This window comes from Streptomyces sp. NBC_00158 (assembly GCF_045160885.1).
Classification (GTDB): Bacteria; Actinomycetota; Actinomycetes; order Streptomycetales; family Streptomycetaceae; genus Streptomyces.
Genome location: NZ_CP108161.1, coordinates 3,819,229 through 3,840,718, shown reverse-complemented (window position 1 = coordinate 3,840,718; position 21,490 = coordinate 3,819,229). Strand labels below are relative to the sequence as shown.

23 protein-coding genes and 1 pseudogene are annotated in these 21,490 nt (G+C 71.2%); 15 read left to right on the top strand and 9 right to left on the bottom strand.

Going from position 1 to position 21,490, the window contains the following annotated elements; translation table 11 throughout:
* The first annotated feature begins 439 nt into the window (after positions 1-439).
* The 4 genes from OG553_RS17735 to OG553_RS17720 all read left to right on the top strand — a co-directional run bounded on the left by OG553_RS17735 (position 440) and on the right by OG553_RS17720 (position 3,195).
* Positions 440-868 (top strand): hypothetical protein, encoded by a 429-nt coding sequence (locus OG553_RS17735; RefSeq protein ID WP_405979913.1) that lies wholly within the window; start codon positions 440-442, stop codon positions 866-868.
* A gap of 9 nt (positions 869-877) precedes the next feature.
* Complete coding sequence (locus tag OG553_RS17730) at positions 878-1,309, top strand: hypothetical protein (protein WP_405979912.1); 432 nt, start codon at positions 878-880, stop codon at positions 1,307-1,309.
* 21 nt (positions 1,310-1,330) lie between these two features.
* On the top strand, positions 1,331-2,560 hold the full coding sequence (locus tag OG553_RS17725) for a S1 family peptidase (protein ID WP_405979911.1): 1,230 nt from the start codon (positions 1,331-1,333) through the stop codon (positions 2,558-2,560).
* Positions 2,561-2,670: 110 nt separating this feature from the next.
* Positions 2,671-3,195: a hypothetical protein gene (locus OG553_RS17720; protein WP_405979910.1), complete on the top strand. Its 525-nt coding sequence runs from the start codon at positions 2,671-2,673 to the stop codon at positions 3,193-3,195.
* Here the strand turns inward: OG553_RS17720 and OG553_RS17715 are convergent.
* Complete coding sequence (locus OG553_RS17715; RefSeq protein ID WP_405979909.1) at positions 3,189-4,733, bottom strand: BTAD domain-containing putative transcriptional regulator; 1,545 nt, start codon at positions 4,731-4,733, stop codon at positions 3,189-3,191. The genes OG553_RS17720 and OG553_RS17715 overlap by 7 nt on opposite strands.
* A 172-nt stretch (positions 4,734-4,905) precedes the next feature.
* Between OG553_RS17715 and OG553_RS17710 the strand changes: the two genes are divergently transcribed.
* Entirely contained in the window at positions 4,906-7,965 is a 3,060-nt protein-coding gene (locus tag OG553_RS17710; RefSeq protein WP_405979908.1) for an AfsR/SARP family transcriptional regulator, read from the top strand.
* 514 nt (positions 7,966-8,479) lie between these two features.
* On the opposite strand, the gene OG553_RS17705 is transcribed toward OG553_RS17710, so the two are convergent.
* Together OG553_RS17705 and OG553_RS17700 are read right to left on the bottom strand one after the other, a co-directional pair.
* Positions 8,480-8,929: an NUDIX domain-containing protein gene (locus OG553_RS17705; protein ID WP_405979907.1), complete on the bottom strand. Its 450-nt coding sequence runs from the start codon at positions 8,927-8,929 to the stop codon at positions 8,480-8,482.
* 111 nt (positions 8,930-9,040) lie between these two features.
* Positions 9,041-9,886 (bottom strand): SDR family oxidoreductase, encoded by an 846-nt coding sequence (locus OG553_RS17700; protein WP_405979906.1) that lies wholly within the window; start codon positions 9,884-9,886, stop codon positions 9,041-9,043.
* An 80-nt stretch (positions 9,887-9,966) separates the two neighbouring features.
* Here OG553_RS17700 and OG553_RS17695 point away from each other — a divergent pair, with 80 nt between their 5' ends.
* Positions 9,967-10,572 (top strand): TetR/AcrR family transcriptional regulator, encoded by a 606-nt coding sequence (locus OG553_RS17695; protein WP_405979905.1) that lies wholly within the window; start codon positions 9,967-9,969, stop codon positions 10,570-10,572.
* A gap of 122 nt (positions 10,573-10,694) precedes the next feature.
* On the opposite strand, the gene OG553_RS17690 is transcribed toward OG553_RS17695, so the two are convergent.
* A complete protein-coding gene (locus tag OG553_RS17690; protein WP_405979904.1) occupies positions 10,695-11,408 on the bottom strand; it encodes a DUF4232 domain-containing protein in 714 nt (237 codons plus the stop codon).
* A 329-nt stretch (positions 11,409-11,737) separates the two neighbouring features.
* Between OG553_RS17690 and OG553_RS17685 the strand changes: the two genes are divergently transcribed.
* Positions 11,738-13,324: a helix-turn-helix domain-containing protein gene (locus OG553_RS17685; protein WP_405979903.1), complete on the top strand. Its 1,587-nt coding sequence runs from the start codon at positions 11,738-11,740 to the stop codon at positions 13,322-13,324.
* 406 nt (positions 13,325-13,730) lie between these two features.
* Here OG553_RS17685 and OG553_RS17680 read toward each other — a convergent pair whose 3' ends face one another.
* Together OG553_RS17680 and OG553_RS17675 are read right to left on the bottom strand one after the other, a co-directional pair.
* Complete coding sequence (locus OG553_RS17680; protein ID WP_405979902.1) at positions 13,731-14,399, bottom strand: DUF998 domain-containing protein; 669 nt, start codon at positions 14,397-14,399, stop codon at positions 13,731-13,733.
* A gap of 105 nt (positions 14,400-14,504) precedes the next feature.
* Positions 14,505-14,864 (bottom strand): hypothetical protein, encoded by a 360-nt coding sequence (locus OG553_RS17675; RefSeq protein WP_405979901.1) that lies wholly within the window; start codon positions 14,862-14,864, stop codon positions 14,505-14,507.
* Between the two features lie 724 nt (positions 14,865-15,588).
* Here OG553_RS17675 and OG553_RS17670 point away from each other — a divergent pair.
* Positions 15,589-15,930: a MerR family transcriptional regulator gene (locus OG553_RS17670; RefSeq protein ID WP_405979900.1), complete on the top strand. Its 342-nt coding sequence runs from the start codon at positions 15,589-15,591 to the stop codon at positions 15,928-15,930.
* 238 nt (positions 15,931-16,168) lie between these two features.
* On the opposite strand, the gene OG553_RS17665 is transcribed toward OG553_RS17670, so the two are convergent.
* Positions 16,169-16,336, bottom strand: coding sequence for a hypothetical protein (locus OG553_RS17665; protein ID WP_405979899.1), 168 nt, complete (start codon positions 16,334-16,336; stop codon positions 16,169-16,171).
* 31 nt (positions 16,337-16,367) lie between these two features.
* Positions 16,368-16,724 carry a PRC-barrel domain-containing protein gene (locus tag OG553_RS17660; protein ID WP_405979898.1) on the bottom strand — a complete coding sequence of 119 codons (357 nt, stop codon included), beginning with the start codon at positions 16,722-16,724 and terminating at the stop codon, positions 16,368-16,370.
* A gap of 345 nt (positions 16,725-17,069) precedes the next feature.
* Between OG553_RS17660 and OG553_RS17655 the strand changes: the two genes are divergently transcribed.
* Positions 17,070-17,270 (top strand): hypothetical protein, encoded by a 201-nt coding sequence (locus OG553_RS17655; protein ID WP_405979897.1) that lies wholly within the window; start codon positions 17,070-17,072, stop codon positions 17,268-17,270.
* 72 nt (positions 17,271-17,342) lie between these two features.
* Here the strand turns inward: OG553_RS17655 and OG553_RS17650 are convergent, their stop codons facing one another.
* On the bottom strand, positions 17,343-17,846 hold the full coding sequence (locus tag OG553_RS17650; RefSeq protein WP_405979896.1) for a DUF5994 family protein: 504 nt from the start codon (positions 17,844-17,846) through the stop codon (positions 17,343-17,345).
* A gap of 291 nt (positions 17,847-18,137) precedes the next feature.
* Here OG553_RS17650 and OG553_RS17645 point away from each other — a divergent pair, with 291 nt between their 5' ends.
* The 6 genes and pseudogenes from OG553_RS17645 (at position 18,138) to OG553_RS17620 (ending at position 21,331) form a co-directional block, all read left to right on the top strand.
* Complete coding sequence (locus OG553_RS17645) at positions 18,138-18,713, top strand: DUF5994 family protein (protein ID WP_405979895.1); 576 nt, start codon at positions 18,138-18,140, stop codon at positions 18,711-18,713.
* 5 nt (positions 18,714-18,718) lie between these two features.
* Positions 18,719-18,907 (top strand): hypothetical protein, encoded by a 189-nt coding sequence (locus OG553_RS17640; protein ID WP_405979894.1) that lies wholly within the window; start codon positions 18,719-18,721, stop codon positions 18,905-18,907.
* Between the two features lie 99 nt (positions 18,908-19,006).
* Positions 19,007-19,279, top strand: a complete 273-nt coding sequence (locus OG553_RS17635) for a hypothetical protein (RefSeq protein ID WP_405979893.1) — start codon at positions 19,007-19,009, stop codon at positions 19,277-19,279.
* 106 nt (positions 19,280-19,385) lie between these two features.
* Complete coding sequence (locus OG553_RS17630; protein ID WP_405979892.1) at positions 19,386-20,369, top strand: IS481 family transposase; 984 nt, start codon at positions 19,386-19,388, stop codon at positions 20,367-20,369.
* A gap of 190 nt (positions 20,370-20,559) precedes the next feature.
* Positions 20,560-20,725: pseudogene (locus OG553_RS17625) on the top strand (serine/threonine-protein phosphatase); the annotation flags it as partial.
* Between the two features lie 402 nt (positions 20,726-21,127).
* On the top strand, positions 21,128-21,331 hold the full coding sequence (locus tag OG553_RS17620; protein WP_225801502.1) for a cold-shock protein: 204 nt from the start codon (positions 21,128-21,130) through the stop codon (positions 21,329-21,331).
* The last annotated feature ends 159 nt before the right edge of the window (positions 21,332-21,490 follow it).

Below are 21,490 nucleotides of genomic sequence, written 5' to 3'. Positions count from 1 at the left end.
CAAGCTTATAGCGCGGGTTCGATTCCCGTCATCCGCTCTTGAACAAAGGCCCAGGTCAGAGACCTGGGCCTTTTTCGTCGTCCAGACCTCTCGGGGCCGCCACGCCCTCCGGGCCGTGGCGTGGCGGACACCGGAAGGAGCGCGACGAGTCGCCCGAGGTGCTCCCCTTCGTCGGCCGGGTGGCAGTCGATGCCGGCCTCACCCAGCAGCTCGCCGACCTTCTCACCGCAGAGAAGGCGAACCGGGCCGTTCGGGGGGCGGGCCATCAAGGCGCCGGTGTCCATCGGCCGTCTACTTCGACGTCAGCCGGGGCCCAACACACCGCGCCTACCTGAGTGTTGACCTCTCGTCTGCCGGTGTCCGCGACGGTGGTTCCCGTCCGGTCACGGACACCGGCGCCCCCGGTCGGGGCGCCGGCAGGCGATCCAGGAGGACCTCAATGTCCCGCATTCCCTTCCACACCCGTGTCGCAACCGCCGCGGCCCTGGTGACGGCCGTCGTGCTGCCGCTCACAAGCTCGACCACCGCGTCGGCGGCGGTCCCGGCCGGCGTGCAGCAGGCGCAGAGCCCGGTCCAGGCCGCGGACACGCCCTCGACCTCGGCGATCAAGAACGGCGGCTACGTCCAGATCAACTGGATCCCGCCCTTCAACGTCGGCAAGTACGACTGGGTCGGCCTCTACAAGCAGGACCCCGGCGTCATCGGCCTCAACAACTACGTCGACTGGCAGTGGGCCTACGGAAACGGCACCTCGTACGTGACCGGGGTCCCGGCGGTCAGCGGAGACTACTGGACCGCCTACATCTCCTACGACTACTCCTCGGGCCAGTACCGCATCGTCTCGTCCAGCCACGACCACATCAACTGAGGGGTGGCCGTGCTGATCAGAACAGCGGCAGCGGCCCTCGCGCTGCTGTGCGTGCTGCCGGTCCAGGCCGCCTCGGCGGCCGGGCCGGCGGCTCCGGTGGCGGCCGCCTCCGCCGGGGCCGTCGCCCGCTCCGTGCCGGGCACCTGGGCCGCCGCCGTCCACGTGAAGGAGACCCAGATCGTCACGATCGGCTGGGACTACGGCGGCAACCCGGTAGGCAAGTACGACTGGGTCGGACTGTACGGCTGCGACCCGCAGGAGTGCGGCGTGGACAACTACGTCCCGGGCGCCTGGCAGTGGGCCTCGAACGGCACCTCGTACACCTTCACCCGAGCGCTCGCCGACTCGCTGGTGGGCGCGTACTGGACGGGCTACGTCTCCTACGACTACGCCTCCGGCCAGTACCGCCTGATGTCCTCGCGGATGAACGTCCTCGCCTGAGACGACGACAAGGAGACAATCATGAAGGTTCGCAGGAAGGTCCTCCTCGGCAGCGCGGTAACGGCCCTGCTCGCCGGGCTCGCCCTGGCGCCCGGTGCGACGCCGAGCTCCGCTCAGGGCAGCCTAGGGTTACCGGCCCCTTCCACCCCGCAGACCGCCGCGCGTGCGCTGGCCGGCCCGCTCGGCATGCCGGAGCGGGAGGTGGCGAGGCGGCTCGACGCCCAGGGCGCGCTGGCGGACACCGGCACGTCGTTCACCCACAGCCAGGGGGCGACGGCGGCCGGTGTCTGGCTCGACGTGATGCGCGGCGAGGTCCACGCGAACGTCGTCGACGAGGCGGGGGAGAGCGCGGCGAAGGCCGCAGGGATCATCCCGCACCGCGCCGAGTACACCACCGCGGCGCTCAAGGAGGTCCATGGGCGGCTGGATGCCGCGTCCCGCGAGGGGCGGATGCCGAGGGACAGCTCCTGGGGGGTCGACGAGCGTACCGACCGCGTCAGGCTGGAGATCCCGGAGTCCGTGAACGGCGAGACGCTGCTGCGCGAGGCCGGTGTGACCACGGAGGACCGCGGGAAGGTCACCGTGACCACCCATCGCGGGACCTCCGTCCGGCAGACCAGTCTGGTCGGCGGCGACGGCCTCAATGACCCGGGCGGCATGAACTGTTCGGCCGGGTTCATGCTCCAGAGGGGCGGAGACGCCTATCTGACAACGGCCGGTCACTGCTGGGGCGTGGGAACGCCGCTCCGGCGGAGCAACGGGACCAGGGACGGGCAGGGCAGGGAGCTCATCGGCACCGTGTCCGAACGGCACTACCCCGTGGCGGACTACGCGCTGATCAAGGTCGACAATCCGCGCGACTGGGTTCCCTCCGGAAGGGCGGTGAGGACCTCTCAGTGGAGCTACAACCTCTACAACGGCTACATCGACAACCCGGACGCCCAGATGAGGACCGGTCTCTACACCTGCGCCTCCGGCTGGGTGTCCGGCTGGAGCTGCGGCACGTACGTGGGCTCCGGGTGGAGCACCACCAACCCTGACGGCACGACCACCTACGGCCAAATCCTGGTCAGCGGCCTGAACTCGACGTTCGGCGACAGCGGAGGAGCCGTCCTGTACGGCGACAAGGGCGTCGGAACCGTGAACGGCGATCTGAACACCGGGGGGCAGAAGTTCATCAGGGTCCAGCCGCTCGCCACGATCATCCGCAACTCCCTCGGTGCCCTCAGGGTGGTCGACTGGAATTCGTAGGCACCGCTCCCGGGCGCCCTCGTTCAGCGTTTGTCTACCGGCTCGCGTCACGGTCACCGTGCAGGCCGCCGCACACGGCGCCGGCCCAAGCACGAGGAAGGCTCACGGGGATGACAGCAGCAGTGGCGGCGGCACCGAAGGCAGGGGCGAGGGCGGCGCGGCGGACGGCCGGCGTCCTGGCGGCGGGGCTGGTGGCGCTCGCCGGGACGGTGGTGGGCGCGGGCAGCGCGCAGGCCGCGTACGACCCGGTGACCCACACCATCTGGAACGACGAACCGCTGTACAAGGGCTGGCACATCGACGCCGGCGACTCTCGGCTGATCATGCAGGACGACGGCAACCTGGTCCTCTACCGGTGGTTCAACCAGCCCGGCAGGACGACGGCCAAGTGGGCGAGCAACACCGTAGGCTGCGGCGAGAAGGCGGTCATGCAGTCCGACGGGAACCTGGTCGTGTACGGCCGTGACGGGCGGCAGGTCTGCTACGCCCTCAACCGGTTCAAGGGTGCGTACGCGAATGCCTGCCTCACGGTGACGGGGGGCGTCGGGTTCGGCGTCTACTACACCGACGAGTCGTGCCCGCAGGCCGCCGCCAACCGGACCATGGTCTACGTGCTGTCCTCGGACGCCTACTGACGGGCCAGGGCCGGTCCGCGCGCGGGCTGCAGGCGGCCCGTCCGTGCCACCAGCCCCGCCACCGACCACTGCGGGCGGGCCGCGAGCCGGGTCGCCGCCGCGCGCAGGTGCAGGGGCAGGTACCCGCAGAGCGCGGCCAGTTCACCGACCGGCCCCGGCTCCTCCCGGACCCGGTCCACGCCCGCGACCCGTGCGAGCAGTTCGTGCGCGTCGTCCGGCTCCAAGGGGCCGACGCGGATGTGCGCCGCGCCTGCGGGCAGGGCGTCTGGGGCCGCCCCGGTCACCACGGCCGCGCTGCCGGGGGTGGTCGGCAGCAGCGCCTCCGGGCGGGCCACCCCGTCCAGCAGCACCAGCACGCGCCGCCCGGCCAGGGTGGCCCGGAAACACCGGGACAGTTCCTCGGTGTCGGCGGCTTCGGCCGGACATTCGCCCAGTGCCCGCAGGAATGCGGCCAGTACGGCGTGTGGCCCGGCCGGCCCGGCCGCCTCCCCCTTCCGCAGACCGTCCGCGCCGGCGTACAACTGGCCATCCGGATAGCCGTCCTGGACGGCGTGGGCCAGGTGCACGGCGAACGCCGAGGTACCGCTGCCCCGGGGGCCCGTCAGGGCCAGTACCGGGGAGCTGCCCGACTGCCTCAGCAGTCCCTCGGCCTCCCTCAACTCGGCACCCCGGCCCACCCAGTCCGGAATGTCCGGCGGCAGCTGGCAGGGCCGTGGCGGGCGGCGCCGCTGCGCCGGGGCCGTGGGTGCGGTCAGGCCGGGGTCGCCGTGCCGGATGCGGGTGTGCAGCTCCATCATCGCGGGGGCCGGTCCCAGCCCCAGTTCCCGGTCGAGCCGCTCCCGTAGCGCGTCGAAGGCCGCGAGCGCCTCGGTCGTCCGCCCGCTGCGGTGCAGGGCCAGCACGTACAACCGCTGCACCTCCTCGTCGTGCGGGTTCTGCTCGGCCAGGGCGCCGAGTTCGGGCAGCAGCTCCGTGTGCCGTCCCAGGGTGAGTTCGATGTCGAGCAGCGTCTTCGTAACCGCGTACCGGCCCGACGCGAGCCGGTGGCGGGCACGCTCGGCAAGTACGCCGGGCACCCCGTCGAGCGCCGGCCCGCGCCACCGCCCGAGGGCCTCACGGAGCAGTGCGCGGGCCCTTACCGGATCGTCATGGCGCAGCCGGGCGGACTCCAGCACCGCGGCGTCGTAGTGGAAGAGATCGACGGAGCGCCGGTCCACGTTCAGCCGGTAGCCGCCCGATTCGGCGACCAGCACCGCACCGCCCGGGTCCCCGGGCGCGGCCATGGCCCGGCGCAGCCGGTGGGTGTGGGTGCTGAGCTGGCCCACGGGGTTCTTCGGCCACCGTGAGTCGTCCTCGCTCCAGAGGCCGTCGATCAGTTGCCCGAGGGGGACGAGTTGACCGGGGGCGAGCAGGAGCGCGGCGAGCACGGCGCGCTGCTGCGGGCGTCCGAGGTCGATCTCGCGGCCGTCACGCCAGGCGCGCAGTGGACCGAGCACACAGAATTCGAGCCCCATACCCATGCCGCCCCCCGCATCCATGAGCTCAGTGCACAATTTGCGCAAGACGATAGGTGATGGGGGAGCGCCAACTCCCGCGCGCCACGCCGTACCGCCGTCCACAGACGGCAAAGCCCGCGGGATGGGGATCCCGCGGGGTCCACGGGAGTACGCGGCGGACGGGGCGCGGACCACGAGGACGGGGGGAAGCACCATGGGGGAATCCGCACTGCGATTCAGCCTGCTCGGACCGTTACGGGCCTGGTACGGGGATGCCGAGGTCGATCTGGGCCGGCCCCAGCAGCGGGCCGTACTGGCCGCGCTGCTGACCGCCTCGGGGCGTACGGTCGCCACGGCGGTCCTCGTGGACGGGGTGTGGGGCGGCACCCCGCCCTCCGAGCCGCGCAAGGCCGTACAACTGCACGTGTCCCGGCTGCGGGCCGCCTTCAAGGCGTGTGCCGGAGCGGAGCGTGCCGGAGGGCTGCTGGTCCGCGTGGGCGACGGCTACGCACTCGCGGCGCCGGACGCCGAGGTCGACGTCGTGGTCTGGGAGCGTCTGCTCGCCGAGGCCGAGCGGCTGCGCGACCAGGGTGCTCCGGCCGACGGGGTACGGGAGGTGCTGCTGCGGGCGCACCGGCTGTGGGACGGGGAGCCGCTGGCCGGCCTCGCCGGGCCCCATGCGGAATCGGTACGGGCCCGGCTGCTGGAGCAGTGGCTCCGCGCCAAGGAGCTCCAGCTGGAGATGGACGTGGAGCTGGGCGACCGCACGGATCTGACGGCGGAGGCCGCCTCGCTCGCGCTGGAGCACCCGGGGCGGTCCCGGCTCACCGCCGTCCTCATGCGGGCCCTGTACCAAGGGGGGCGCAAGGCCGAGGCCCTCGCGGTGTACGAGGAGGCCCGCAGGGCGCTGCCGCCGGATGGGCGCGAGGGCGACGCCCGGGCAGGGTCGTCCACCGGCGGCGGGGTCGTGCCGGGCGCTGGCCACGGCTCCCGGCACGACCCCGGCACCGGCACCCGTCGCAGCGGCGGGCCCGGGCCGGTGAGCGGCGCGCGGCGCGCTGACGGGCCCGCTGCGCTGCACCTGCGCATCCTGCGCGAGGACCCCGCCCTCCTGCCCCTCTCCGCCGCCCGCGCGGAGTCCCCCGTCTGGCAGGCACCGCACCAGCTCCCCGCCGGTCTGGCCGACTTCACCGGCCGGGAGTCCACCGTCGAGATGCTGTTGGACCGCCTCGTGGGCGGAGTCGGACGGGCGGTGGTCGTCTCCGCGCTGGATGGCATGGGCGGCATCGGCAAGACGACGCTGGCGGTACACGTGGCCCGCCGGGTCCACGAGCGGTTCCCGGACGGTCAGCTCTTCGCGGACCTGCGCGGCGCCGACCGAACTCCCCTGGACCCCGGCCGGGCACTCGCCGGATTCCTGGGCGCGCTGGGGGTCGCCGCGGCCGAGATTCCGTTGGACCTGGGGGAACGTTCCGCCCTGTACCGCTCGGCGCTCGCGGGCCGCAGGGTACTCGTCCTGCTCGACAACGCCGTCGGGCCGGACCAGGTGAAACCCCTGCTCCCGGGCTCCTCCGGCTGCGCCGTTCTCATCACCAGCCGCACCCGCCTCACCGGTCTCTCCGGGGCCCACCAAATGCGTCTGGAGACCCTCTCCCGGGACGAGGCGCTGGAACTGTTCACCCGGATCGCGGGAGCCGAGCGGGTGGCCGCCGAGCCCGGCCTCGCCGAGGAGATCGTGGTGGCCTGCGGGCTGCTGCCACTCGCCATCAGGATCGTCGCCTCCCGGCTCACCGCTGACCCCGCACTCACCCTGCGGGCACTCTCCGAGGGGCTGCGCGACGAGCGTCGGCTGACCGAACTGGACGACGGGAATCGCACGGTGGAGGCGACTTTCGCCCTCTCCTACAACCGTCTCGGCCCGGACCTCGCCCGCGCATTCCGGCTGATGGCCCTACCCGACGCCCCGGACATCTCGCTGCCCTGCGCCGCGGCGCTGCTCGGGCGGTCCGAAGCGGACGCCGACGAGCTTCTCGAAGCACTCGTCGATCTGAACCTGCTGCACTCCCCGCAGTTCGAGCGTTACGGCTTCCACGACCTGGTGCGCGACTACGCCCGCGACCGGCTGGCCGCCGAGGAACCCGCCGAGGAGCACACGGCGGCCGCCAACCGGCTGGTCGACTTCTGCCTGGCCACCGCGCGCAACGCCGACCTCGCCGCCCGCTCCGTCGACCCCGTCGAGCAGAGTCTTCTCGACGCATGGGTCTCCTCCCCCGGCCGCCCCGTGGCCGATTCGGCCCAGGCGGTGAGCTGGATGCGCGCACAGGCCGGCATCCACGCCGCGGCCATCCTTCTGAGCTGCGCCGATCCGGCGCTGCCCCTGGACCGCGCCGCCGAACTCGCCGACAAGATGGGGTCCGTGCTGTTCGAGCGGGGGCAGACAGCGACCATCGCCGACCTGGCAGAGCGCATCGCCCACCAGGCGGCGGCCCGGGGTGACAACGGCTCCGAGGCCCTCGCCCGCCATGTACGCGGCATCATGCTGTGGCACGTCAACCGGTACGAAGAGTCTGAGCGGGAGATCGGCCGGGCGGTCGCCCTGTGCGAGGACGTCGAGGACGGTCCGGTCGTACGAGTACGGGCCAAGGCACTGCTCGCCCTGGGCAGCAACCTCCGCATCCGCGGCCGGTACGCCGAGGCCGCCGCGTACGCGGGCAGCGCGGCCGAGCTCTTCCGTCGGGTGGGAGCGGAGCGTGCGGAGGGCAGCGCCCTGGGGGAGTTCGCGTTCTGCTGCGCCCAGACAGGACGCGTGGACGAAGGCAGGGCCGCGGCCGAGCGCTGCGCCCGCCTGATGGACGGGTCGGGCCCGGTGTCGGCCACGACCGGACGCTACTACCTGGCCCGGGTACTACGGCTGTGCGGCGATCCGGAGGCGGCTCTGGTCCACGCGGTACGCGCCCGGGAGGAGTTCGCGGCCCTTCAGGTGACGGTGTTCGAGGCGGCGGCAGGAGATCTGGTGGCCCGCATCCACGCCGAGGCAGGCCGCTGGCTGCTCGCCGCCGAAGCCGCCGAGGCGGTGCTGCCGCTCGCCAAACGCACCAGCGCGGCATTGGAGGCCACGCTCCTGCGCACGCTCGGGACGGTGCACACCGGGCTCGGCAGGCCACGGCAGGCGCGCGCCTGTCTTGAGGACGCGCTGGCCGTCCACGAGCGGCTGGGGCTCGCGGACGACGCCCGGGAGACGCGGGCACTGTTGGACGCGCTCGCGCGGCCGTGACCACGACCACAGCCTCCACCGGCCTGCGCCAAGCACGTTGATCACCTGCCGTTGCTCGCGGCCGCACGGGCGCCGTAGGGACGAGATCGAGGGCGGCACGAGCCGCCGCCCGCCGAGGGGGTCCTGCCAGAAGCCAGGGGTCACCACGGGACACCCTCGTCGTCGCGGACAGCGACCGGGCCTCGTCGCCCGGCGGCCGGTACGCGCGTCGGCGTCTGACTCTTGGCGTACCCCAGCCGTGCCCTTCGGGACGGTGAACAGCGGTCAAGACGGGTAGCCCCGGGGCGTCACAAGATGCCGCTCCAGAGTTCGTCTTCGCAGGTCAGGAGACTTATGATCAAGCCAGATGTCGGTGATTCCCAAGCTTATAGCGCGGGTTCGATTCCCGTCATCCGCTCCACGACAAAGCCCCAGGTCAGAGACCTGGGGCTTGTTTGTTGCCTAGCCCCATCGGGGCTCGCGCGCCAAACTTCCCCAACAGGGCATCAGATTGGTGACGTGCCCCTTGTGAGGATCACCTCGCCCGAGAAGCCCGACCGAACGGGGTGAGGGTCCCGGCGGTGATGGCGCCCCGCAGGACGTGGGCGATCTCCTCGGGCTTGAGGTCGATGCCGTCGAGCCCTTCCACGGTCAGCGGGATCTCCTCCAGCGCGTACTCGCCGCGGCCCTCGGCGCTGAACTCGGGACCGGTGCGCTCGTCGAAGGACCAGGCAGTGATGCGGGCGAGGTAGAAGAGCTGACGCTCCTCGTCGGACTCCGTCGTGTGGAGGAGGCGGACGATGTCGGCCTTCCCCGCGATCTCCTCGTGGATCTCCCGATGGAGTGCGGCCTCCCGGGACTCGTCGCCGGGCTCGACGCCGCCGCCGGGGAGGACCCAGTACTGGGGGACGTCGGGCTTGGTGCGGCGGATGACCAGCATCGTTTCGTCAGCGGTGACGAGGACGGCGCGGACTCGTTCCTTCATGTCGGTCTGTCTCCTTGCTTGTTGACGGTCTCAGTGCAGCGGACAGCCGCCGTCGACGTGGACGGATTGCCCGGTGATGAACGACGCGGAGGGGCCGACGAGGAACCGGTCCTAGCGGAAGGGCGGCAGGTTGCGCGCGACCCAGTCGCCGAAGGACCTGGCCGGGCGGTGGAGGACGCTCTCCACATCGGGGCTGACCTCCCGCTCGGCCGGCAGCGGGAGGCCGAGGACGTCCAGGGTCCCGCCGATGACCTCCTCCGGCATGAACCGCGCCATGTGTGCGTGAGCATCTTCGCGGGACAGTTCCACGAAGGTCACGTCCTCACCCAAGGCCTCGGACATCGCGGCGGCCTGCCGCCGGGGGCTGATCGCCTCGGGGCCGGTCAGCTCGTACGTACGGCCCGCGTGGCCGTCCTCGCGCAGCGCGGCAGCGGCGACCGCGGCGATGTCCGCCGGGTCGACGACGGGCAGCGCCACATCTCCGAACGGAGCGAAGATCGCGCGCTTCGTGCGGACCGACTCGGCCCAGGCGAAGGCGTTGGAGGCGAAACCGCCCGGGCGCAGGATGGTGAACTCCGGTCCGGACGAACGGACGGCAGCCTCGAACTCGCGCAGGCGGGTGTGCGAGGGGGCCTCGGGGCGGGTGGAGTTGATCTGGGAGGAGAGCAGGACGACCCGCTTGACCCCGGCAGCCTCGGCCGCGCCCAACAGGGCCTCCGGACTCTCGCCGTGACCGTTGAGCTCGCCGCCCAGCAGGATGAAGAAGGCGTCGGCGCCATCGAGGACCGGCCGCATGCTCGCCGCGCCCCCCACGTCGGCCTGGGCGTGCCGGACGCCGGCCGGAAGCCCGGCGGGCTGCGGCCGCCGCGAGACGGCCACGACCTCCTCGCCCGCCTCGGCCAGCAGCGGCACCAGCGTCCGCCCGATGTTGCCGGTCGCACCCGTCACCACGATCATTACGCCCCCCGAGAGAGTTGGTTGACTGACTTAATTGGACCCTAGCACGGGCCCCTCGGGTGCTGTCTATAGTTGGTTGGGTGACTGACTCAGCGAAGCCCCGGGTGGCACGGGGAGCCGACAAGCGCCGACGGCTCACGGCCGCGGCGGCCCGGATCCTGCACGAGCAGGGCGTCGAACGGACCACCCTCGCCGACATCGCGCGCGTGGCCGAGGTCCCCGTCGGGAACGTCTACTACTACTTCAAGACCAAGGACGAGCTGGTCCAGGCCGCACTGTCCGAGCACAGCGCGCACCTGGATGAACTCACCCGCCGGCTCGATGGGTTGACTGACCCCCGCGACCGCCTCAAGGCCCTGATCGAAGCCTGGGTCGGCCAGCGCGACGTCGCCGCCCGCTACGGGTGCCCCACCGGCACCCTGGCCGTGGAACTGGACAAGCGCGCGGACGGGACCCTCGACGCGGAGGCCGGTGCGGTGATCCGGCGCCTGCTGGACTGGGCCGGACGGCAGTTCCGCGCCCTGGGCCTGCCCGACCCGGACGACCTCGCCGTCACCCTCGTCTCCGCCTACCAGGGCATGTCACTCCTGGCCAACGCCCTGCGCGACCCGGACATCATGACCCGCGAGGGAGCCCGCCTCCTCCGCTGGCTCGACTCCCTGAAGGCTCCACGCCAGACCCCCTGACCAGCGAGCACCACGGATAGATCCCGGCCAAAGCCCCAGGTCAGCGACCTGGGGCTTGCGCATTGCCTAGACCTTTCTCAAGGTTCCGTGCCAGATCCCCGCCAGAGGCCCTGCCAGTCCGTTCAGAAGGCGCTCAGCGCGTCGTGGGTGTTGGTGCGGTACAGGCCGACCTTCGGGTTGGCGACGGTGCCCGGCTTGGCCAGCTGGAGGCTGACGCCGTCCGCGTTCGGCATGTGCTCCTTGTCGGCGAGGACGCTGACCTCGTCGGCCACGGGGCCGTTGCCACCCGACGGGTTGAGGTCCACGGCCGCGTACGCGGTGGCGCCGGGACGCACCGGGTACGCCGGGGCGCCGCCCAGTCCGCCGGGGGCAGTGGCCTGGAGTCCGAGCGCGCCGCCCTTGGCGCTGAAGCCGACGGTGGGGAAGTAGTCCAGACCGCAGGAGGTGGAACCGTTGTTGGTCACGCTGATGATGCGGACGGTGGCCGGAGTGCCCGTCGGGGAAGTGACCTTGACGGTCAGGTTTCGCGCCGAGCAGGGGTGCGTGTAGGCGTAGGAGTCATCGGTGGTGTCCCCCTTGTTCTTGCCGCTCGAACCGGCCTTCGCCGGGGTGGCCGTGCCGGTTCCGGTGGCCTTGCCGCCGGACGGGGCTGCGGAGGCGCCCTCCCCGGACGGCGTCACGGTCCCGGTCGAGACCTGCTTGTCCGCGGTCTTGGCCGCGGCAGGGTTCGCGGTCGGCCCGCCGGCGCTGTCCGAGCCGCCGCAGGCGGTCAGGGCCAGAGCGAGGCCGGCGGTGGCGGTGGCCAGGGCAGCGGTGCGGAGTCGGTGGGTGCGCATGGGGAACTCTCCGTGTCGGTGCGGTCGTCAGACGGAGGCTTTCGCTTCCCGCCTGACGAGACGTGGGGTGTGGCTGCTGTTCCGGTCGGCTGCTACCGCAGGCGACCGAGGGCGGTCGGTGGGGCGGGTGGGGGCCCTCCCGTTGCGACCGTCGGATCCGCCCGCCGATCCGGTCGGCGGACCGACGGGCTGATGACGCAACTGTGGGGCGGGTTTTGTCCCAGTGGCGTCTGGGCCGGGATAGTAGGAACCCTGGAATGCTCCCGACCCCTCTCACCTGGGCGATCGGGTGAGCCTGGAACGGCTTCCGGGATGAGGGGGAGGGTGGAATGGCCACGGAGACGGAGCGGTTCGCGGAGCTGATGCGCGGATTCAAAGAGCGTTCGGGGCGCAGCTACGGCACGCTCGCGAAGCGTCTGCACTCCAGCAACTCGACGCTGCACCGCTATTGCAGCGGCGCGGCGGTGCCGACGGACTACGCCCCGGTGGAGCGGTTCGCCCGGGTCTGCGGTGCCTCGGCCGACGAACTGCCCGCGCTGCACCGGCAGTGGCTGCTGGCACTGCTGGAGCGGCGGCGGGGCGTGACGGAGGGGCAGACCCCGGCATCGGGAGCGCCGAACCCCGCGGCGCCGCGCGGCGGTGACACCGCGCGGGAGGCGCCACCTGCATCGGCGGTGGCGGTGGCTGGGGAGGCTTCGGAGGTCCGGCCGCGGGCGGAGACCGACGACTCCGCACCGACCCCGGCGTCCGCAGCCGGGGCCGCCCCGGCGCCTACCCCTGCTCCCGCGCCGGCTTCGGCTCCCGCTTCGGCTCCCGCTTCGGCTCCCGCTTCGGCTTCGGCTCCGGCTCCCGCTCCGGAACCCGCACCGGCACCCGCACCGGCACCGGCACCGGCACCGGCACCGGCACCGGAGGCACTCGCGCACGCCCCCGCCACCCTGGTCCAGCCGGGCCCCACCCGGGCCTCCGTACTGCGGGCCCGGCGTCCTCGACTGCTGCTCGCCGTTGCGGCCGCCGTGGCCACCGCCGCGGTGGCGGGGACCGCCGCCGCCGTCTCCGCCATGGGAGACACGGGTCACGGGGACACGCGCCACGGCGCCGTCCAGCCGTCCTCGCGCGAGCGGGCGGCGGCGGGCCCGGCCTTGCCGTCCGGCGGGCCGTCGTCACCCACGCCCACAGCCGATTCCGCACCCCCGTCCAGCCCCGGACCGTCGTCCCCCTCTGCAACGTCCGCGTCCACCTCGGCGACGTCCACGTCCACCTCGCCGGCCACCGCCAAGGAGGAGGCTTCCCCCACCGCCCCGTTCACGGTCAACGTCCTGCCCGACAACTGGGACAGCCCCTGCGACCAGTGGTTCGCCTTGGACAAGGCACCCGGCACGGTCCCCCCGCCACCCGCCGGGCAGGCGACCGAAGGGTGGGCCCGGGCCCTGAACGCCGTCCCGGCGGGGCACCTGCGCATGCAGCTGACCGTCCAGGGAACCGAGGGCAAGGCCGCGGTCCTGCACGCGCTGTACGTCCATGTCGTGAGCGGCCGCAAGGCTCCCGGCTGGAACGCTTACACCATGGGCTCCGGTTGCGGCGGCGCACTGGTGCCGGCGTCCTTCGCCGTGAACCTGGACGACCCCTCCCCGAGGGCCAGGTCCGTACCCGGCAAGGAGGGCGAGCGGCCGACTGCCTCGACCGACTTCCCGTACAAGGTCTCCGCCACCGACCCCCAGGTGCTGAACGTCGACGCCGCCACACTCGGTCAGGACGTCAGCTGGTATCTGGAGCTGGCCTGGAGCAGTGGCGACCGCAAGGGCACCACCCGCATCGACGACCACGGCCGCCCGTTCCGCACGGTCGCCCTGAACGCGGGCCACAGCTACTGGTACAACGCGAACAACAACGCCTGGCTGCCGTACACGGAGTGAAAAGCCCCTTGCACCTGACCACTTGCGAGTGCAGCCCCCTGGGCCGGTGGCCTACCGGCAACGGCAGCACGCAGACGATCCGGACGACTCCCACCCCACGTGGACCAACGCGAAGGGCGTGCCAACCGTGCCCTCAAGGACGGCCAAGAGCGGTCACGACCGGTTCGAGACAGGGTCCCGAAAGTCACCCCGCAGAGCCTGTCCATGCAGGTCAGCACCCGCGTGAGAGCGCCAAGGGCAGTAGATTCCCAAGCTTGTAGCGCGGGTTCGGTTCCCGTCATCCGCTCCACGACAAAGCCCCAGGTCAGCGACCTGGGGCTTTCACGTTGCCTGAACTTGCCTCCGTCCCGTGCCAGATCCGGGGCAGAAGCGGAATCTTTGGCCTCGGCCCGGCCGGCGCGGTCGGCTAGCGGCCGGCCGGGACGTCGGCCAGGCGGACCGTCACCGCGCTCAGCCACAGCAGGCCGAGGCCCGCGCCGACGGTGAACGCCAGGACAGAGGCGGCCGATGCCATGAACCCGGCGAGGACAGCCACGGGTACGGTGCGGGACGCAACGGCCCAGCCCCGCAGGCCCCGGGATGCGAGCGGGCGAGCCAGGACGAAGAACGCGGCGCACAAGGCGAGGTAGCCGATCATCCCGCCGAACATGTGGGCGGCGCCGTGCCCGCTCATCAAGGTCGCCTCGGGCGCCCCGACGGGAAAGCCCGCACCGGCATCGGCCGGGAAGGCCGCCGCAAACCAGAAGGAGCCGCCGAAGACGCCGACGAGGACCGGACCCCACGTCCCGCCGGGACCCCCGCGCAGTGCTCGCCGCAGTCTGGTCGCGCCGACGAGCAGCAGCGCACCGGTGAGGAGGAAGCTCGCCGTCTGGATCCAGCCCGCCTCGCCGAGGGCGAGCTGGCTGATCGCGTTCCGGGTGAAGTCGAAGCCGTCCCGCACGAAACCCTGGGCGAGTCCGACCGCCAGGAACAGCGGACCCGCCGCCGCGCCACCGGCCAGGGCCCACCGCACGGCGGATCGGGACGCGCGCACGGTGGAAAGGACGTGGCGGGGCGCGGTGAACATGTCGGTCATGGCAGGGCCTTCCTCGCTTCGAACTCGTCACCCATATGACCGATGGCAAGGAGAAGACTCATCGCTCCTGCCGATGTGCGCTGGATCACATACCGGCCAGGGCGGTCAGCGGTCGGAGTAGCTGAGGTCGCCCACGGTCCAGGCGGTGACGTCCTCGATCGATACGCGGAACATGCCACCCGTCTCCGGGATGCCCATGGTTCCCTGCAGGATCCGCGCCACATGGAAGTGCAGATGCGTGGGCGGCGCCTCCCTGCCCGTCACGGCGGTGAACGCACCGGAGAACTCGCCCAGCCGGTCCGAATCCTCCAACACCTCCGACACCCGCTGCCGCCACACGGCCTCGGGAGCCAGCCGGCCGGTGATCACAGCACCGCTGGTGACCACGGTCAGGGACATCTGGTTGCTCTGCCCGGACTCGACCAGGGCGGCGACGTTCACGAGCAGCTCGTCAGGCTTCGACATGGGAGCCGATTCTAGGGCCCGCCCCGCCCTGCGGACCCGGGCCATGCAATCCGTTCGCTCGGACGCCGAGTCACCGGGACTACCGGAGGCCGCGTCGGCTCCCGGCTGCCCACACCTTGATCAGGTCGTGTTCGAACCCGATTACCTCCTCGTCGAACACGCGAAAATCTATGATGGCTGAAGTAGACATTCGACTCCGGGATGGCTATGGTTTCTCTCGTAGCCGAGATCGAGCAAGGCCCGGAGGGACGAACTGCCGGGCAGCAGGACACGTACGTAGTGCGCAGGACGGTCCGGTGGTGGAGTTTCGAAGCCAGGGATTTCGCAGGACGGCGACGGAACTGACGGCCGGACCGGGTGGCCCGCAGCACAGGGGCCGCCATGAGCAGTAACGCAGTGCCAGTTCAGCAAGTGCGGTTCGCAGTATCAGCAGTACGCAGTCCCCCGCTTGGCAAGTGATCGTTCAGAGGAAAGAACGGAGGAGTTGGCCGCCATCAGGATCGCCCGGGGTGAAAGACGGAACCCGGGTACCGCAGGACATCGACAGTGAGGTGGTCTCCGGTCAAGCAACCGCGATCCCCGCGCCCAGGCCGAGTGCAGGCCAGGTCCGCGGAAACAGAAGGCCGACGCGGTACTAAGGTCGGCAGATGGTGAAGCAGTTCCTTCGGGGCCCTGGTGCCGTACGGCACCAGGGCCCCTCCACGCGTTCCAGAGAGAGGTGCAGATGACAGCACACGACTCGTTCGACGATCGTCTCGACGACGACGACTACCCCGCCTACACGATGGGCCGGGCCGCTGCCATGCTCGGCACCACCCAGGGCTTCCTCCGCGCCATCGGTGAAGCCCGCCTCATCACCCCGCTGCGCTCCGAAGGCGGACACCGGCGTTACTCCCGCTACCAGCTGCGCATCGCCGCCCGGGCCCGGGAGCTGGTCGACAGGGGCACACCCATCGAGGCGGCCTGCCGCATCATCATCCTCGAGGACCAGCTCGAAGAAGCCCAGCGCATCAACGCCGAATACCGCCGCACCGCCCAGGCTTCGGATCCACCAGCTGCAGAGTGACGGCTGACGCCTGCCGGGCGCAGTAAGCGGTGGTGTCGCCTGCGTGCAGGGCGCGGGCGACCGAGGCCCCGTCCTGTGGATCCTGGGATCCGTCGGACACGAGGTGGGCGGTTGACGGCACTACTGGTCAGCGGGGGAAAGACCGCTCCCGCACCCCCGGCACCGAGGACGCGTGCATCCGGGCCGTCACGCCGCCCTGCCGCGCCTCCGGCACTCGCATCCGCGAACCGAGGCATTCTCAGCGGAGGTGGCGGCGTCCGGAGCGACGCCCGTGCATACCCAGGTACACGAGGGACGCCACGAAGACCAGGATGCCGATGACCAGCAGATAGAGCATGCCTTCAGCGACAGCGCCGATGATGCCCAGCACCATCGCCACGATGACCAGGATCAAGAAGACCTTCACGAGGTCGACACCTCCTCGGGCGAATGGGGGGTCAGCGGCGGGCGAGCTGCCGCTCGCCGCCCGCACCGGGCCGGTAGGAGAGGCCGTAATGCCGGAAGACGGCTTCCTCGTCCTCGGCCGGCAGAACGTCGTCCGTGCCGATGGAAGGGCTCTTCTTCACCAGCGCCTTGTCGTAGCCGACCTTGACGTACCCCGGCCCGACGATCGCGCCGTCCAGCGGAACGAAGACCAGCCGGTGCCGGGTGGGCAGCCCCACCAGCACGGTGGCCATGGCCGGCTCGTCCGTGCTGGTGTCCACGTAGATCGCCTCCAGCGAGCCGATCCTGTGCCCGCCCGAGTCGACCACCTCGTGGGTGCGCCATTCGCGAATGTCCGCTGCCTGGATCATCCTCAGGTCCCTTCGCACGGTCACGGCCCCGCCGGTGCACTTCTCAGCCTGCCCCCATCGGCCCGGGGGAACCAGCTCGGCCACTCGACAACCCCCGCCAGCCACCGGTGTGGCAGCTGGGGCGGGGCAAACCCCGTGACGGTTCCCTTGAGACCGCATGTCCCGCGCCTGCCCGGTCGGCGCTCGCGGTATCCCCGTATCGGTTCCCCGGCCGACGACAGCCTGCGTCGGGAACGGGCGTCACCCGTGTGCCCCGCTTCGGAGTCGACATGGTGCGGACCTCCACCGCGCGTGTGAGCCTCGTCCGAGAGGGATCCGTACCCACGCATCGAAGGAGTCGCGGCCATGGGCGGTACGCCGGACAAGCGTCAGGAGCCGGGCAAGGGAAGCGAAGCACAGGGTCACCAGCGCCCCGGAGACCCCGCGCACCCTCGGCCGGGGAAGCAGTCCCGCAAGCGGGCACAGAAGCAGGACCAGAAGGAGACCGGGCGCCGCCGCGAGGACGACCTGCTGCGCGAAGAGGACCTGCACGACGAGTCGCTCTGACGAGAGCGGCGGCCGACAGGAAGTGCCCCGCGGCGCGGGATGCCGCGTTGCACCCGCCTGAGGGCTTCAGGATCAGGCCGTCGGGGCGGCGGTGGCGCCTTCTGCGGGTCCGGGTGTGGTGGCGATGAGGATCTGAGCGGCCTCGGTGATGTTGTCGGCGCGGACGGCGCGGGCCATCGCTTCGCGGGCGGCGTCGGCCGTGGTGTCCGGGGGAACGACCAGCAGGACGAAGTGGTCGTTGTCGCCTCGGGTGATCAGGACGGTGTCGTCGCCGACGGGATCGGAGTCGAGGTGCACGACCTGGTCGTCGATGACCAGGCGGGTGGGGAGGCCGTTCCAGGCGGACGCGTCCACGCCCACACGGGTGATCGGCCCGAGATGCCCGGCCAGGACGCCGATCAGCGCGGGCAGCTCGGTCTCGATGTCGCGGGTGCGGGGCCACCACGCGCCGTCGAGGCGCCCCTCCCGGGACCGCGTCGTCTCCAGCCGCAGCAGCGCCGTGCCGGGTTCGACGGCTTGGTGGATCTCGTCCGGCAGGAGCAGTGGCGGCCTGTGCGGAACGTCGGAGTCAGTCATGTGGATCCGCCCGTCTACGGGGTGCGGCCGCGCCGCGTGGACGTCAGCACCGAGCCGGCCTGCGACGCACGCGAGCTTGCCGTCGCTCCACGGTACTCCCGTCGCCCGCACCGCCGCTCTCCACAGCGCCCGCACCGGAAGATCCCTGGTCACACCGGCCATTACCCATCGAACAGGCGTACAGTGGAAGCACCGGAGGTACTTCGCGCACCGGCTTCCACGCAGGTGTCACTTCCGGCGATCGCCTAAAGACCGGGCCGCCGACGGGCAGCCCGGGGGCAGGTCCCCATCATGACCACCGCACTCGACCGGACCGCGCCCCGCGACCTCGCCGCAGAGCTTCCGGCACGCTTGTCCCTCACCCCGAAGACCGCCCTCGCCGGCCAGCTGGACGGGGCCTGGTGGCCCCGCTCCCGCGACCTCGCGGCCGAACTCCCGGCGCTGGTCGCCGCCCTGGCCGAGCCCTGGGGACGCGTCACCCGCGTCACGGTGAACCCCGCGCGCTGGCCAGTGATACCGCACACGGTCACCGTGGACGGGCACGTCCTGCACGTGGGCTGGTTCACCGAGCAGGATCCCGACAAGCTGATCCTGCTCTCCTACAACGTCGGCCGCTGGGACCTACTCGTCATCCCGCCCGGGGCCGGGCCGGCAGCCGCCGCCCGCCTGATGGCCGCCGCCGCGATCCCGGGCAGCGTCCTGACGGCGGGCGTCCTCATGGCCAACGAGACCGTCATCGGGCGCGGCATCCGCGACGACCGGCGCCAGGAAGCCATCTGGGACGGCGAAGGCGGAGCCTGCATGTCCCCCTTCGGGAACCCGATGGACCGGAGCACCCTGCCGCTGCCCGGAAACGGCTGGAGGTGAGCTCCGTGGAGACCTTCGTCCTCATCGCGGTGACCATCGTCGCGATCGCCGTCGGAATGTACTGGATCCACCTGCTGAACGCCCAGCACGACGCGCGGATCGCGGCCTACCACTTCAGTGACCCCCTGCCGAGACCTCCCGGTCTGCCGGACGACACCGGTCGTCGAGCCCACCACACGGATGCCGGCCGGTGAGGAACGGACCTTCCTCCGACTGGGGGCAGCGGTCGGGGCGCCACGGCGCCCCGACCAGCCGGCCCCGGAGCCCGTCCCCGCACACGAAAGGACGCGGCCATGGCCACACTGCGCGAACGCAAGAGCTACCGCGAACAGGTGCTCCATGTCCTGTACGAAGCGGTCGAGGGCAACCGCCTCCTCGGCATCACCGGGGCACAGCTGCGGCGCGAGCTCCACGTGGCGGACCAGGACCTGGCCGCCGCCTGCACCTACCTGGCCGGTGAAGGACTGGTCACCGTCGACTGGGAACCCGGCAACACCCCGGCGATGGTCACGCTCACCCATGACGGGATCCGGCACCTGGAGGCCCAGGAGGAAGCGACGGCCTAGATGTATTGATCACGAGCGTTGTTGACACTCGGTAGGTCTTGAACATGGCGAAGACCTCCGGTGTGGTGGGAGCTGTCTAGGAACCCATTGCACGACGGAGGTCTTCGTGTCCCACCGTAATGCCCGGCTGACCGTCTTCGGTAGGCAACTGCTGGTCGAACGCGTCCGCTCGGGCCGACCCGTCGCGCACGTCGCGGCCGAGATGGGCATATCCAGGGCCACCGCCCACAAATGGGTCCGCCGCTGGCGCACGGAAGGCGACACCGGTCTTCACGACCGCTCCAGCCGCCCTGGCACGACCCCGCACCGGACTCCTCCGGCGGTCGAAGCCCGCGTCTGTGACCTGCGCAGGAGCCGCAAGCTCGGTCCTGCCCGGATCGGCCCGGTCCTGGGCCTGCCAGCTTCGACCGTGCACCGGATCCTGGCCCGTCACGGCCTGAACCGCCTGGCCTGGCTCGACCGGCCCACCGGAGAGCCGATCCGCCGCTACGAACGCGACCGGCCCGGCGAACTCGTCCACATCGACATCAAGAAACTCGGCAACATCCCCGACGGCGGCGGATGGCGGGCCGTGGGCCGCACGGCCCGCGACCACAACCGGCAGGCCACCACCCACCAGCGCAAGAGCAGCACACCGGTGATCGGCTACAGCTACGTCCACTCCGCCGTCGACGACCACACCCGCCTCGCCTACAGCGAAGTCCTCGCCAACGAACGGCAGGAAACCGCGGCCGGTTTCTGGCAGCGGGCGAATGCCTTCTTCGCCGCCCACGGCATCACCGTCGAACGCGTCCTGACCGACAACGGCTCCTGCTACAAGTCCAAGCTCTTCACCCAGACGCTGGCCTCGGCGGGCATCACCCACAAACGCATCCGGCCCTACCGGCCGCAGACCAACGGCAAGGTCGAACGCTTCAACCGCACCCTCCTCGAGGAATGGGCCTACCTGCGGCCCTACACCTCGAACGACGAGCGGACAGCCGCCCTGGCGGACTTCCTCCACACCTACAACCACCACCGCTGCCACACCGCACTCGCAGGCAAGCCCCCGATCAGCCGCGTGAACAACGCTGCGGGTCAATACACCTAGACGCGGGCGAACGCGTCCGTCTGGTGGGCGACCTCCCGGGCCGTGGCCGCGCTGACCGTGGCCGCGCTGACCGTGAGCCTGCGGGTGGGCATCGAAGCCGCAGTCGTACACGGCGGTGGCACCGGTCTCTCCGTGTCCGGCCGTGTTCCCGTCATCAGCCGGTGTGCGCCGGGGCGCGCACGGAAGCCAGACCGCGAACGGCTACACCGACCTCTTCTTCCGGACCCGCCGGAGCGAACCGATGAGCGTGGCCGCGGAGATCCAGTGGTCCCTGTTGCACCCGCTCTCCATGGTGATGCCGCACGTCGCGGTCGCCGGAAGTCAGCTTCGACTACGCCCTGAACGGTGACGTCCTCCAGTGCCACCGCGCTGACCTGCGGCCGGTCCCCGCCGAAGCCGACGGGGAGGGAGGCCGTGTCCCAGCCTCAAGCGGGCGCGCGGCGAAACCACCTCGGACGACGGCGCGGCCGAGAGCGCCCGAATACCTGTGTTCGCGGACCGAGGTTTTAGCCGCTTTCACCCGGAGATTTATTACCGGTAACACGGCGGGGAGAATTTTCGACACACACAGACCGCGTCGGCGTGCTACTGTCGAAATTAGTTGCAGTTTTGGTACCCCAGCTTCAAGCACCTCTGGTCGGCCACACGCCGCACGGAAGCGCTTTGCATTTCCGGTCATTTTCCGGGCAGGGCATCATCGCGGCGACACGGCGTCCGTACGGTACGGATCCCGGCGTACTGCCCCAAGGAGACATGACATGAGCACCGGTACCGTCAAGTGGTTCAACGCGGAAAAGGGTTTCGGCTTCATCGAGCAGGACGGTGGCGGCCCTGACGTGTTCGCCCACTACTCCAACATCGCCACCCAGGGTTTCCGCGAGCTCCAGGAAGGCCAGAAGGTCTCCTTCGACATCGCGCAGGGCCAGAAGGGCCCGACCGCCGAGAACATCGTCTCGGCCTGACGCCGACGCGTCACATGCAGCTGGGGCCCGCATCCCTCGGGGTGCGGGCCCCAGCTGCATGCGTTTCTCCCGGTTTTCACGCGCACCTGCGTCTCGCGCGTTTATTTCGCTCACCCGGCGGTGCCGACAGTTCGCCGCCCAGAGCCAAGCCGCCTGCCG